The 14,885-nt window shown below is 76.5% G+C and carries 2 protein-coding genes; both read right to left on the reverse strand.

Annotated features, from left to right (window positions below; translation table 11 throughout):
• Window positions 1–8: 8 nt before the first annotated feature.
• On the reverse strand, window positions 9–4,466 hold the full coding sequence (locus tag KSK32_RS35025; RefSeq protein WP_374226760.1) for a beta-ketoacyl synthase N-terminal-like domain-containing protein: 4,458 nt from the start codon (window positions 4,464–4,466) through the stop codon (window positions 9–11).
• Between the two features lie 28 nt (window positions 4,467–4,494).
• A complete protein-coding gene (locus KSK32_RS31585) occupies window positions 4,495–14,538 on the reverse strand; it encodes a type I polyketide synthase (protein ID WP_216935498.1) in 10,044 nt (3,347 codons plus the stop codon).
• Window positions 14,539–14,885: the final 347 nt, after the last annotated feature.

The following is a 14,885-nucleotide window of genomic DNA, read 5'->3' on the forward strand; positions in this document are numbered from 1 at the left end:
CAGCGCGGTCAGCCGCTCCGACAACTCACCCGCGCCCGCAGCCGCCGGCCACGACGCGACACCAGCACCAACGACCGCACGCCGTACGCCGACACCAGATGTTCCGCCACCAGCGCGCCCAGCGCACCCGTACCGCCGGTCACCAGCACCGCGCCGTCACCCACCACGGCACCGTCCGCCGACGAGGGCGCCACCGCACGCACCAGCCGCGGCACTAACACCTCACCCGAGCGCACCGCGACCTGACCACCGAACGCCACCGGCTCGTCGGCCACGGAAGTCAGCACACCCAGCAGCCCGGCGTCCACGTCAACGTCGACGTCCGCCAGGACGATGCGACCCGGATGCTCCGACTGCGCCGAGCGCAGCAGACCCCAGACCGCCGCTGCGGCCAGGTCGGTGACCCGGTCTCCGTCCCCGGCCGACACCGCACCCCGGGTCACCACCACGAGCCGCGACTCCGCCAGCGCGTCGGCCGCCAGCCAGGACCGCACCGTCGCCAGCACCTGCGACGTCGCCGCCCGCACCGACTCGGGGCCATTGTCGACGGCGGCGGCGGGCATCTCACCGGGGGCCGAAGCAGGTTCCGTCTCGACGTGCAGGGCCCGGCGCAGGCCACCCGCCGGCACCAGCAACAGACGCGGCGCCACACCCGACGCCACGGCGACCGCCTCGACGTCGGCGTACACCGGCAGGTCGGCGGCGGCGGGCGAGCCCAGCAGCGCCCACCCGGAGGCGTCCCCGGCCGGGGCGACCTCCTGGGCCTGCCAGGTGACCTCGAACAGCGACCGGGCCGCCGCGCCCGCCGCGGTCACGCCGGCCAGCTCGCGCAGGGCGAGGGTGTCCACCGAGACCACGGCCGCGCCCGACTCGTCGCACGCGACCAGGCGCACCGCCGAACCCGCGCGCGTGAGCCGCACCCGCAGCACCCGCGCACCCGAGGCGTGCACCTGCACACCCTCGAACGCGAACGGCACCCGAGGCCCACCCGAGCCCTCCGAGCCGGGCAGCAACCCGATCGGATGCAGCGCGGCGTCCAGCAGCGCCGGGTGCACGCCGAACCCCGCGGCGTCACCGGCCACCTCGTCCGGCAACGCCACCTCGGCGAACACCTCGTCGCCGCACGTCCACACCCGGCGCAGCCCCCGGAACAACGGCCCGTACGACAGGCCGCGCTCCGCAAGCGTCGGGTACCAGCCCGCCACGTCCACCTCGACGCCGTCGACCGGCGGCCACTCCCCCACGCCCGGTTCGTCGGCCGACGCCGGCTCCAGCACACCCTCCGCGTGCCGGACCCACTCCGGGTCGGAGGCCTCCTCGGGCTGCGAGTACACGGTCACCGATCGCACGCCGGTCTCGTCGGCCGCGCCGACGCGTACCTGCACCCGCACCGCACCCGCCTGCGGCAGCAGCAGCGGCGCGGCCACTGTCAACTCCCGCACCCGCGACGCACCCACCTCGTCACCCGCCCGCACCGCCAACTCCACCAGGGCGGCGCCCGGCACGATCACCGTGCCGGAGACGACGTGGTCGGCGAGCCACGCGTGCGTCGACGTCGAGAGGCGGCCGGTCAGTACCACCATGTCCTCGCCGGCCACGGAGACGGCCGCGCCGAGCAGCGGGTGCCCGGCCGCGCCGAGGCCGGCACCGGAGACGTCCGTCCAGCGGCCCGCCGGCTCCAGCCAGTAGCGCTGGTGCTGAAAGGCGTACGTCGGCAGGTCGACGTGCCGGCCGCCGGCCCGGTCGAGCAGGCCCGCCCAGCCGACGGCGCGGCCGTGCACGTGCAGCGACGCGAAGGCCTCCAGAAGGGCCTGCGGCTCAGGCCGGTCGTGGCGCGACACCGGCACCAGCAGGGGCGCCGGCTCGTCCTCCGCGCGCTCGGCGAGGCAGTTCTGCGTCATGGCGGTGAGGACGCCGTTCGGTCCCACCTCCAGGTAAATGTCGACCTCCTCGGCACGCAGGCAGTCGACGGCGTCGGCGAAGCGAACGGTGCCGCGTACGTGGCGCACCCAGTAGCCCGGGTCGCAGAGCTGGTCGGCGTCGGCGACTCGGCCGGTCAGGTTCGACACCACGGGGATCGTCGGCGGCCGGAACGTCAGTCCCTCGGCGACGGCCGCGAACTCGGCCAGCATCGGGTCCATCCGGGCGCTGTGGAAGGCGTGGCTCACCCGCAGGCGGCGGGTCTGCACACCCCGCTCGGACCACACCCGCTGCACTTCGTCGAGCGCCTCGACGCCGCCGGAGACCACCACGGCGGCGGGGCCGTTGACAGCGGCCAGGTCGAGCTGGCCGGGCACCCCCGCCAGGGACGCGGCGACGGCGGCCTCGTCGGCGGCGACGGCGAGCATGCCACCGCCGGCCGGCAACGCCTGCATGAGCCGACCCCGCGCCGCGACCAGCGCGCACGCGTCGGCCAGGCTGAACAGGCCGGCCACGTGCGCCGCCGCGATCTCACCGATGGAATGCCCGGCCACCAGGTCCGGCACGATGCCGAACGACTCCACCAGGCGGAACAGCGCCACCTCGACCGCGAACAGCCCCGCCTGCGTGAACACCGTCTGATCCAGCAGCCCCGCCCCCGGCGTGCCCGCCGCAGCGAACAGCACCTCGCGCAGCGGACGCGGCAGCAGCGGATCCAGGTGACCGCACGCCTCGTCGAGGGCGGCGGCGAACACCGGGAACGCCACGTACAACTCGCGACCCATGCCGGCGCGCTGCGCGCCCTGGCCGGAGAAGAGGAAGGCCACCCGGCCACGCGGGGCCGACGCGCCGGTGGTGACGGCGCCGGTCGGCTCGCCCGCGGCGAGGGCCCGCAGCCCGGCGAGCAGGTCGTCCGCGTCGCCGGCCAGGACGACCGCGCGGTGTTCGAGCCCCGCGCGGCTGACCGAGGAGACCGCGACGTCCACCGGACGTGGGGCGTCGACGCGGGCGAGGTGGTCGGCCCAGCGGCCGGCCTGCCCCGCGAGCGCCTCGGGCGTACGGGCGGAGAGGAACACCGGGGCGAGCGGGAGCGCCACCGGCGCGTCGACGGCGGGGGGTGCCTCGTCGGTGGACGGGGCGTCGTCGACGGGCGCCTCCTCCAGGATGACGTGCGCGTTCGTACCGCTGATGCCGAAGGACGACACGGCGGCCCGCCGCGGCCGGTCGGTGGCCGACCACGCGCGCGCCTCGGTCAGCAGCGAGACCTGCCCGGCGGACCAGTCGATGTGCGGGGACGGCTCGTCGACGTGCAGGGTGGCGGGCATGGTGCGGTGGCGGATCGCCTCGATCATCTTGATCAGGCCGGCGGCGCCCGCGGCGGCCTGGGTGTGACCCAGGTTCGACTTGACCGAGCCCAGCCAGAGCGGCCCGCCGTCGCCCCGGTCCTGCCCGTACGTGGCCAGCAGCGCCTGCGCCTCGATGGGGTCGCCGAGGGTGGTGCCGGTACCGTGCGCCTCGACCACGTCGACGTCGGCCGGCGAGAGCCGGGCGTTGGCGAGGGCCTGCCGGATCACCCGCTCCTGCGACGGGCCGTTGGGGGCGGTGAGTCCGCTGCTGGCGCCGTCCTGGTTGACCGCGCTGCCCCGGACGACGGCGAGGATGCGCCGGCCGTCGCGGCGGGCGTCGGAGAGCCGTTGCAGGAGCAGCACGCCGACGCCCTCGGACCAGCCGGTGCCGTCGGCGGCGGCGGCGAACGACTTGCACCGGCCGTCGGAGGCCAGGCCCCGCTGGCGGGAGAAGTCGGCGAAGGTGCCCGGGGTGGACATGACCGTCACACCGCCGGCGAGCGCGAAGTCGCAGTCCCGCTGGCGCAGCGCCTGCGTCGCGAGGTGCACGGCGACCAGCGACGACGAGCATGCCGTGTCCACCGTGACGGCCGGGCCCTCCAGCCCGAAGGTGTACGCCACCCGGCCGGACACCACGCTGCCGGAGTTGCCGGTGCCGATGTAGCCCTCGACGCCGTCGGGCAGGTCCAGCACCCGCGACGCGTAGTCGTGGTACATGACCCCGGCGAAGACGCCGGTCCGGCTGCCACGCAGCGCCTGCGGGTCGATGCCGGCGTGCTCGAACGCCTCCCAGGAGGTCTCCAGCAGCAGCCGCTGGTGCGGGTCCATCGCCAGGGCCTCGCGGGGGCTGATGCCGAAGAAGCCCGGGTCGAACTGCGGCGCGTCGTAGAGGAAGCCGCCCTGGTTGCTGGTCGACGTGCCCGGGTTGTCCGGGTCGACGTCGAAGAGCCGCTCCAGGTCCCAGCCCCGGTCGGTCGGGAAGTCGCCCACCCCGTCGCCGCCCCGGTCGACGAGATCCCACAGCTCGGCCGGGCTGGACACCCCGCCCGGGAACCGGCACGCCATGCCGATGACGGCCATCGGCTCGCGGTCCTTGGCCTCCACCTCGCGTACCCGCCGGCGCGCGTCGCGCAGGTCGGCAGTGGCACGCCGGAGGTAGTCGAGGAACTCTGCCTCAGTGGGCATCGGGCCACTCCGTATCGGGGTTCGAGGTGTGCGACATGCCGGATCAGGCCGAGCCGAACTCTTCGTCCAGCAGGCTGAAGATCTCCTCGGCGGAGGCCGACTCGAGGCTGGTGCCCTCGTCGGCGGCGGAGTCCGCACCGGCCTCGGTGTAGGTCCACAGGGAGAGCAGTTCGCGCAGCCGGACGCCGACGGCGGCCCGGTCGGTGTCGCCGGTGGACACCGCGCGCATGGCGTGCTCCAGCTTGTTCAGCTCGCCGAGCACCGTCAGCGCGGACGTGCTGCGCTCCGCCAGCAGCGCGCCGCGCAGGTACTCGACGAGCGCGGCCGTGGTCGGCCGGTCGTAGATCAGCGTGGAGGGCAGCCGCAGGCCGGTGGCCGCGTTGAGCCGGTTGCGGAACTCGACCGCGGTCAGCGAGTCGAAGCCCAGCTCGACGAAGCCGCGCTCGGCGTCGATCGAGCGGATCGACGCGTAGCCGAGGACGGCGGCGGCGTGGGTCCGCACCAGGTCGGAGAGCACCTGGTCACGGTCGGCCTCCGCCGTGGCGGCGAGGGTCTCCCGCAGCGCCTCGGCCGGGTTCCGCTCGGCGGCCCGGGCCGCGCCGGTCGCCGCCGGCCGCACCAGCGACCGCAGCACCGGCGGCACCGCCGCCGGCCCGTGCCGGCCGATCAACGCGAGGTCCAGGTTGACCGGTACGACCACCGGCTCGGCGAAGCGCAGGGCCTCGCTGAACAGGTCCATGCCCTCCTCGGCGCCGAGCGGCACGAAGCCGCCCCGGTTCATCCGGGCCTCGTCGACGTGCCCGGTCTGCCCGTCGCCGGTGTCGTTGACCCACGGGCCCCACGCCAGCGAGAGCGCCGGGAGTCCCCGGTCGCGCCGGTGCTGGGCGAGGGCGTCGAGGAAGCAGTTCGCCGCCGCGTGGTTGGCCTGCCCGGGGCCGCCGAAGAGGCCGGCCGCCGAGGAGAAGAGCACGAACGCGGCCAGGTCCCGCTTCTCGGTCAGCTCGTGCAGGTGCCAGGCCGCGTCGACCTTGGGTCGCAGCACGGCGTCGAAGCGCTCCGGGGTGAGCGCCGGCAGGACACCGTCGTCGAGCACCCCGGCGGCGTGCACCACGCCGGTCAGTGGCAGGTCGGTGGGGAGCTGGTCGACCAGCAGGGCGAGCGCGTCGCGGTCGGTGACGTCGCAGGCGGCCACCCGGGCGGTGGCGCCCAGTCCGGCCAGCTCGTCGACCAGCGCGGCGACGCCCGGGGCGTCCGCCCCGCTGCGGCTGACCAGCAGCAGGTGCCGTACGTCGTGCCGGGTGACGAGCCGGCGTGCCACGAGCCTCCCGAGCAGGCCGGTCGCCCCGGTCACCAGGACGGTGCCGGCGGCCAGGTCGGGGCCGGACGCCTCGGCCGGAGGCGGCCCGAGGCGGGTCAGCCGGGGCACCCGGAGCTGGCCGGTGCGTACGGCGAGCTGGGGTTCGCCCGTGGCGAGGGCGGCCGGCAGCAGCGCGGCGGCCGGGGCGTCGTCGTCGACGTCGAGGAGCACGATCCGGTCGGGGTTCTCCGACTGGGCGGAGCGCAGCAGGCCCCAGGCGGTGGCGGCCGGCACGTCGGCGATCCGCTCGTCCGGGTCGACCCGGACCGCGCCGCGGGTGACCACCACCAGCCGGGCGACGGTCAGGGCCTCCTCGGCGATCCACTGCTGGGCCAGTGCGAGCATCCGGTGGGCGACCCGGTGCGCCTGGGCGGCCGGGTGGGGCTCGTCGGCGGCGGCTCCGGCGCAGGTCACCACCACCGCGTCGGGCGCGGCGGCGCCGGCGCGTACGTCGGCGACCAGCGTCGACAGGTCCGGGTGCCGGTCGGCGCCGGGCCAGTCGGCGCCGAGGACGACCAGCCGCGAGGCGGTGTCGGCGCGGCCGGTGGTGGGGGCGACCCAGTCGAGGCGGTGCAGGGACCGGCTGGCGGAGCGGCGGGCGGCGCTGAGCTGCTCGCCGGAGATGGGCCGCAGGACCAGACCGTCGACGGAGGCGACCGGGGTCGCGCCCGTGTCGGTGACGGTCAGGGCCACGGAGCCGGCGTCGGTGGCGCGCAGCCGGATCCGCAACTCGCGGGCACGGGTGGGCCGGATGGTGACGCCCGACCAGGTGAACGGCAGGCCCGGGCGGATGTCGGGGCCGCCCTCGGTGCCCGACGCGCCGCTGGCGGGGTCGCCGGCCGGGCCGTCGGCCGTGGCGCTGGCGCCGATGGCGTGCAGCGCCGCGTCCATCAGGGCCGGGTGCACCGAGAACGCCGTGGTGTCGGTGGACGCGTCGGCGTCCAGGGCGACCTCGGCGAGGATGTCCCGGCCCGAGCGCCAGGCGGCGCGCAGCGCCCGGAAGGTGGGGCCGTAGTGGTAGCCCTGGGCGGCGAGCCGGGCGTAGAGCCCGTCGAGGGCGATCGGCTCGGCGTCGGCCGGCGGCCACACGGCGGCCGGCGCGGGGTCCGGGGCGACGGTGTCGGCGAGCTGCCCGGAGGCGTGCCGCTGCCAGGGCCGGGAACCGTCGGCCGCGGTGTCGTCGTCGCGCCGGGTGTGGATGGCGACGGGCCGGTGCCCGGTCTCGTCCGGCGGGCCGACGCGTACCCGCAGGTCGATTCCTCCCTCGGTGGGGATCGCCAGGGGCGCCTCCAGGTTCAGCTCGGCGACGGTCGCCGCGCCGGCCTGCCGGCCGGTCCAGGACGCGAGCTCCACCAGGGCCGTCCCGGGCAGCAGCACCGTGCCCAGCACGGCGTGGTCGGCGAGCCAGGGGTGGGTGGTGAGGGTGATCCGGCCGGTGAACAGCAGGCCCTCGTCGCCGGGCAGGTCGGCCACCGCGCTGAGCAGCGGGTGGTCCACCACGTCGAGGCCCACGGCGGGCAGGACGGAGCGGTGCGCGCCGGTGCGCTCCAGCCAGTAGCGGTGCCGGTCGAAGGCGTACGTGGGCAGGTCGACCGGTTCGGACTCGGGCAGCAGCCGGCGGTGCTCCACCGGTAGGCCGAGGGCGTGCGCGGTGGCGAGGCCGGTCAGCAGCCGGGTGGCGGTGTCGGCCGAGCCGCCGAAGGTGTCCAGGACGTGTCCGGAAGTGCCGGCGGCGTCGAGCGCGGCGGCGATCCCGGCAGCCAGTGCCGGCTCCGGCGAGACCTCCACGAAGGTCAGGTGTCCGGCCGCGACGGCAGCACGCAGGGCGGCGTCGAGCCGCTCCGGCCCCCCGGCCCCGCCGCCGGGGGTGGCCGGGTCGGTCCAGTGGTCGGCGCCGAGGCCCGCCGCGTCGGCCCAGTCCCCGGTGACAGTGGAGGCCAGCCGGGCGGTCCCGGGCTGCGGCGCGAGCCCCGCCAGGGCGGCGCGGAGGCCGTCGTGATCCAGGCCGCCGGCGGCGGCGCGGGCCCGCATCGCCACCGTGCGGGCGGCGTCGGGCAGGGACAGCAGGCCCGCCACGTACGCGGCCACGACCTCGCCGTCGCCGGTGCCGACGACAGCGGCGGGGGTGACACCGGTGTGCCGCCAGACGGCGGCGAGCGCCACGCCGACGGCGAACCGGACGGGCCGGGCCAGCTCCGGCCGGTCGGCCCAGGCAGCGTCCGCGCCGGTGAGCAGGGCGGCCGGATCGACGTCGACCCAGGGCGCGAGGGCCTGCCGGCACTCGGCGAGGGTGTCGTCGAAGACCGGGCAGCGGCCCACCAGTGCGGCCACCGCGCCCGCCGGGGTAGCGCCCGGGAAGACGAACACCGGTCCCGCGCCGTGGTTGGCGACGGTGCCGGTCACGACGTTGCCGGCCGGGGTGCCGGCGGCGAGCGCGTCCAGGCCGGCCAGCAGCTCGCCGGGGGTCGCGCCGAGCACGGCGGCGCGCCGGTCGAACGCCGAGCGGGTCGCGGCGAGCGACCAGCCGACCGCCGCCGGGGCGAGGCCGGGGTGCGCGCGCAGGTGCCGGGCCAGCCGGGACGCCTGCGCGGCCAGGGCCGAGGTGGAGCGGGCCGAGACGGGCCAGACCACCACGTCGGCGGTGAGCAGCCCGGCGGCGCGTTCCCCCGCCGCAGCGGCTGCCGGCGGCATCGGTGCGTCGGCCGCCTCGGCGTCGGCGGGCAGCTCGACGACCACATGGGCGTTCGTGCCGGAGATACCGAACGAGGAGACCGCCGCGCGGCGGGGCCGGTCGGCGGCCGGCCACGGCCGGGACCGGGTCACCAGCTCCACGTCGCCGGCCGACCAGTCGATGTGCGGCGACGGCTCGTCCACGTGCAGCGTCGCCGGTACGGTGCCCTCCCGCATCGCCAGCACCATCTTGATCACGCCGGCCACACCGGCGGCGGCCTGCGCGTGGCCCATGTTCGACTTGACCGAGCCCAGCAGCAGCGGGCCGGCGTCGCCCCGCTCCCGGCCGTACGTCGCCAGCAGCGCCTGCGCCTCGATCGGGTCACCGAGGACGGTGCCGGTACCGTGCGCCTCGACGACGTCCACGTCGGTGACCGCCAGCCCGGCGCCGGCCAGCGCCTGCCGGATCACCCGCTGCTGGGAGGGGCCGTTGGGGGCGGTCAGGCCGTTCGACGCGCCGTCGGAGTTGACGGCGGAGCCGCGTACCACGGCGAGGACGCGGCGACCCTGCCGCCGGGCGTCGGAGAGCCGCTGCACGAGCAGCATGCCGACGCCCTCGGACCAGCCGGTGCCGTCCGCCGTCGCGGCGAAGGACTTGCACCGCCCGTCGGAGGCGAGTCCGCCTTGGCGGGAGAACTCCTGGAACGCCGTCGGGGTGGCCATCACGGCCACGCCGCCGGCCAGCGCCAGGTCGCACTCGCCGCGCCGCAGCGCCGCCCCGGCGAGGTGCAGCGCCACCAGCGACGAGGAGCAGGCCGTGTCGACGGTGACGGCGGGGCCCTCCAGCCCGAGGGCGTACGCGACCCGGCCGGAGATGACGCTGTGCGCGGCGCCCGTCATCAGATAGCCCTCGACGCCCTCGGGGACCTCGGTCAGCCCCGTGCCGTAGCCGGAGGTGGAGGCACCCACGAAGACGCCCGTACGGGTGCCCCGCAGCGACGCCGGGTCCACCCCGGCCCGCTCCAGCGCCTCCCAGGACGTCTCCAGGGTGAGCCGCTGCTGCGGGTCCATGGCGAGGGCTTCGCGGGGCGAGATCTCGAAGAACGCGGGGTCGAAGTCCGCCACGTCGTGGAGGAAGCCGCCCGCCGGCGGGTGCGTCCCCTCGGCCGGCTCGGGGATCGCCCAGCCCCGGTCGGTGGGGAACGGCGAGATGGCGTCCACGCCGTCGGCGACCAGCCGCCAGAACGCCTCCGGCCCGTCGACGCCCCCGGGGTAGCGGCAGGCCATGCCGACGATCGCGACGGGCTCGTCGGCGTCGACGACGACGGTCTGCGGGGCGTCGGCCGGGGCGGCGCCGGAGACCAGCTCGCGCAGGTGCGCGGCCAGCTCGGCGGGGGTCGGGTAGTCGAAGACCAGCGTGGTGGGCAGCCGCAGGCCGGTGGCCGCGTTCAGCCGCCCCCGGAAGTCCACGGCGGTCAGCGAGTCGAAGCCGAGATCCTTGAACGGGCGCCCGCGCAGCTCGTCGGGGGTGGCGTGGCCCAGCACCGCCGCGGTCTGCTCGTTGACCAGCCGCAGCAGCTCCCGCTCCTGCTCCGCCGCCGGGAGCGCCGCGAGGTGGCGCAGCGGCGCCGCGACTCCGTCCGCCGGCGCGGCGGCCTCCTCCTGCGCGACGAGCGCCCGCACCCGCGGCAGGTCGCCGAGGAACGGGCTGGGCCGGGCCACCGTGAACGCGGGGTGGAACCGGCTCCAGTCGACGTCGGCGACGGTCACGCAGGGCGTGGGCCGCCGCAGCGCCCGGTCGAGGGCGACGAGCGCCTTCTCCGGGTCGACGGGCGGCAGGCCCATCCGGTTGAGCTGCTCGGTGGCCACGTTCTCGGCGGCCATGCCGTGCGCGCCGCCCCAGGCCGTCCAGGACACGGCCGTGGCCGGCCGGCCCCGGTCGCGCCGGTTGACGGCCAGGGCGTCCAGCAGGGAGTTGCCGGCGCCGTACGCACACTGCCCGGCGCTGCCCCACACGCCGGAGATGGAGGAGAACATGACGAACGCGGCGAGGTCGCGCTCGGCGAGGCAGGCGTCGAGGTGCAGGGCACCGAGTACCTTGCCCGCGACGACGTGGGAGAACTCGTCGAGGGTGGTGTCGGTGATCGGGGTGAGCTGGTCGGTGCCGGCGGCGTGCACGACCGCCGTCAGGTCGGGCAGCGAGCCGACCAGGTCCGCCACGGACCGCCGGTCGGTGACGTCGCAGGTGGCGGCGGTGACCCGCCCGTCGGCGCCGTACCGGTCGAGCAGGTCCGCCACGGCGGGGGCGGCGGCGCCCCGGCGGCTGGCCAGGACCACCCGTCCGGCGCCCCGGTCGAGCAGCCAGCGGGTGACGTGGCCGCCGAGGGCGCCGGTGCCGCCGGTGACCAGGACGGCGCCGGACCACCAGTCACCGTCCGGGTTCTCGTCGGTCGGCGGCGGGGCCGGGGTGAGCCTCCGGGCCCAGGTGCCGCCGGGGCGCACAGCCACCTGGTCCTCGCCGCCGTGGCCGGCCAGCACGGCGGCGAGCCGCCGGGTGGTGGCGGCGTCGACGGTGGCCGGCACGTCGACCAGCCCGCCCCAGCGGTGCGGTTGCTCGACAGCCGCCGCGCGGCCGAGGCCCCAGACCTCGGTCTGCAGCGGGTGCGTGACCCGGTCGCCCGGGGCCGCCGCCACCGCGCCGCTGGTGACGCACCACAGCGGCGCCACCAGGTCCAGGTCGGTCATCGCCTGGACGAGGGCGAGGGTGCCGGCAGCGGCGAGAGTCACGCCGGGGTGCTCGGGCAACAGCCGGTCCTGGCCGGCGACGACGGCGAGCACGCCGTCGACACCGCGGCCGTCGGTCAGCACCCGGAGCCGGGCGGCGAGCGCCGCGCGGTCCAGGTCCGCGGCGTCGACGCGCAGCACCAGCGGCTCGGCGTCCTCGAAGAGCCCGGCCAGGCCGTCGGCCCACGCCGGCGCGTCCTCGGCGGGCAGCACGACCAGCCAGCGGCCCGCCGGGGCGTCGCCGTCCCCGACCGGCACGGGCTGCCAGCTCACCTGGTACGACCAGCCGTCCACGAGGGAGCGTTCCCGCCGGGACCGGCGCCAGGAGGACAGCACGGGCAGGGCCGGCAGCAGCGCCCGCACCTGCTCGTCGTCGTCGCCCAGCTCGCCGCGCAACGTGTCGACGTCCGCCTGTTCCAGGGCGGCCCAGAACTCGTCGTCGCCGTCGGCGGAGGCGGTGTCGGGGCCGGCGGGCGGCGGCTCGGGCCAGTAGCGCTGGCGGCGGAAGGCGTACCCGGGCAGCGGCACCCGCGCGGTCTCGGCGCCCGCGTACAGCCGCGTCCAGGCGACCTCCACTCCGCCGACGTGCAGCTCGGCGAGGGCGGTGAGCGCCGACGTGGGCTCGGGGCGGTCGCGGCGCAGCAGCGCCACGGCGGCGGTCTCGTCGTCGGCCAGGACGTCGCGGGCCAGCGCGGTGAGCACCCCGCTGGGGCCGACCTCCAGGAACGTACGCACGCCCAGGGCCCGCAGCTGCTCGACGCCGTCGGCGAAGCGGACCGCCTCCCGCACGTGCCGCACCCAGTACTCGGCGGTGCGGATCTCGTCGGCGTCGGCGACGGCGCCGGTCAGGTTCGACACGATCGGCAGCGCCGGCGGGTGCAGCTCCAGCCGGCGCACCACGGCGGCGAACTCGGCGAGCATCGGTTCCATCAGCGGGCTGTGGAAGGCGTGGCTGACCCGCAGCGGCCTGGTACGTACGCCCTGGTCGGCCCAGCGGCGTTCGAGTTCCTCGACGACGACTGCGGCGCCGGAGACGACGACGGCGGTGGGCCCGTTGACGGCGGCGACGGCGACGGCGTCCTCGACGCCGGCCAGGGCGGCCCGGACGGCGTCGGCGGGGAGCTGGACGGCCAGCATCGCGCCGCCGGCCGGCAGGGCCTGCATCAGCCGGCCCCTGGCGGCCACCAGCGTGGCGGCGTCGGGAAGCGACAGCACACCGGCCGCGTGCGCGGCGGAGAGCTCGCCGATCGAGTGGCCGAGCAGCACGTCCGGGACGATCCCCCAGCTCTCCAGGAGCCGGAACAGCGCGACCTCGACGGCGAACAGGCCGGCCTGGGTGTAGAGGGTCTGGTTGAGCAGCCCGCCGGCCTCGTCGCCCTCGGGCGCGAAGAGCACCGGGGCGAGCGGGCGGGGCAGGTGCCGGTCCAGCTCGGCGCAGACCTCGGCCAGCGCCCGGTCGAAGACGGGGAACACGGCGGCCAGCTCGCGACCCATGCCGCTGCGCTGCGCGCCCTGGCCGGAGAAGAGGAACGCGAGCTTGCCGCCGCGCGGGCCCGCCCCGGTGACCAGGCCCGAGGCGTCGCCGCCCGCGGCCAGCGCGCGCAGGGCGGCGGTCAGGTCGGCGCGGTCGCCGGCGAGCAGCACGGCGCGGTGCTCGAGGCTGGCCCGGGTGCTCGCCGACGACCAGCCGACATCGGTCAGCCGCAGCTCGGGGCGCTCGTCGAGCCAGTCGGCCCAGCGGGTGGCCTGCGCGGTCAGGGACGCGGCGTCGCGGGCGGAGACCAGCACCGGCACGAGGCCGGCACCGTCGACCGGGGCGGTGTCGGGCACGGTGACCGGGTCGATCGCGGCGGCGGGGCCGTCCGGGGCGTCCGCGGGGGCCGGGTCGGCGGCGGGCGCCTCCTCGATGATCACGTGGGCGTTGGTGCCGCTCATGCCGAAGGAGGAGATGCCCGCGCGGCGGGGCTGTTCCCCCGCGGGCCACGGCTGCGGCTCGGTCGCCAGCGACACCGCGCCGGCCGTCCAGTCCACGTTGGGCGTCGGCTCGTCGACGTGCAGGGTGGCGGGCACGGTGTCGTGCCGCAACGCCATCACCATCTTGATCACGCCGGCCACGCCAGCGGCGGCCTGGGTGTGGCCGATGTTCGACTTCACCGAGCCGAGCCAGAGCGGCCGGTCGGCCGGCCGGCCCTGCCCGTACGTCGACAGCAGCGCCTGCGCCTCGATCGGGTCGCCGAGGGTGGTGCCGGTGCCGTGCGCCTCCACCACGTCGACCTGCTCGGGCGCGAGCCGGGCGCTGGCCAGCGCCTGGAGCACGACCCGCTGCTGGGACGGGCCGTTGGGGGCGGTCAGCCCGTTGCTCGCGCCGTCCTGGTTGACCGCGCTGCCGCGTACGACCGCGAGGACGGGGTGGCCGTTGCGGCGGGCGTCGGAGAGCCGCTCGACGAGCAGCAGGCCGGCCCCTTCGCCCCAGGCGGTGCCGTCGGCGGCGGCGGCGAACGACTTGACCCGGCCGTCCATGGCCAGGCCGCGCTGGCGGCTGAAGCCGATGAAGGCGGACGGGGTGGACATGACGGTGGCCCCGCCGGCCAGTGCCAGGGTGCACTCGCCCTGCCGCAGCGCCTGACAGGCCAGGTGCAGCGCGACCAGCGACGACGAGCAGGCGGTGTCGACGGTGACGGCGGGGCCCTCGATGCCGAGCGCGTACGAGATCCGGCCGGACACGACGCTGGCCGCGGTGCCGGTGAGGATGTAGCCCTCGGTGCCGGGTGGCGGCTGCTGGAGCAGCCCCACATAGTCCTGGCCGGTGGTGCTGGCGAACACCCCGACCTGGTGGCCGCGCAGCGTCGAGGGGTCGATGCCGGCGTGCTCGAACGCCTCCCACGACGTCTCCAGCAGCAGCCGCTGCTGGGGGTCCATGGCCAGCGCCTCGCGCGGCGAGATACCGAAGAACGCGGCGTCGAACTCGGTGGCGGAGTCGACGAAGCCGCCCTCGGCCACGTACGACGTGCCGGGGTGGTCGGGGTCCGGGTGGAACAGCCGCGCCAGGTCCCAGCCGCGGTCGGCGGGGAACGCGGAGTAGGCGTCGCGGCGGGAGTCGACGAGCTCCCACAGTTCCTCGGGCGAGGCCACCCCGCCCGGGAAGCGGCAGGCCATGCCGACGATGGCGATCGGCTCGCGGTTGGCCGCCTCAAGCTCGCCGAGCTTCCTCCGGGTCTGGTGAAGGTCCGCCGTCACCCATTTCAGGTACTCCCGGAGCGTATCTTCAGTCGCCATTGACGCCACCTCTTCGGGTCGGAGAGAAACAGCGACCCAATACCGTCCACGGACGCCACAAGCCGCGAAGATCCAAACCCATTCAGCCGACCACGAATTGCCAGACAATGGCGTTTCAGTCCCCCACCAGGTCTTACGCGCCGGACGAAAGGTAATTGTCGCCGGACGGCGGTCACAACCCCTAGCGTGCCCCTACGGGTGCCCCTAGGTGGCGGGGGCGCAGGCTGGGCCGACCCGTCCCGCGAGCGGTGCGGCGCACCGCCCTCGCGGGGTGCGGCCGGGCGGGTGCGCGGACCCGCCCGGCCCAGCGTGTCACGACCGTCGACAACGGTCGTACGACACCATTT

The sequence above is a fragment of the Micromonospora sp. WMMB482 genome, assembly GCF_019038635.1.
GTDB lineage: Bacteria > Actinomycetota > Actinomycetes > Mycobacteriales > Micromonosporaceae > Micromonospora > Micromonospora marina.

Excerpts from the sequence above, each read along its gene's own strand:
- KSK32_RS31585 (WP_216935498.1), bottom strand. The coding sequence starts at position 14,538 with ATGGCGACTGAAGATACGCTCCGGGAGTACCTGAAATGGGTGACGGCG.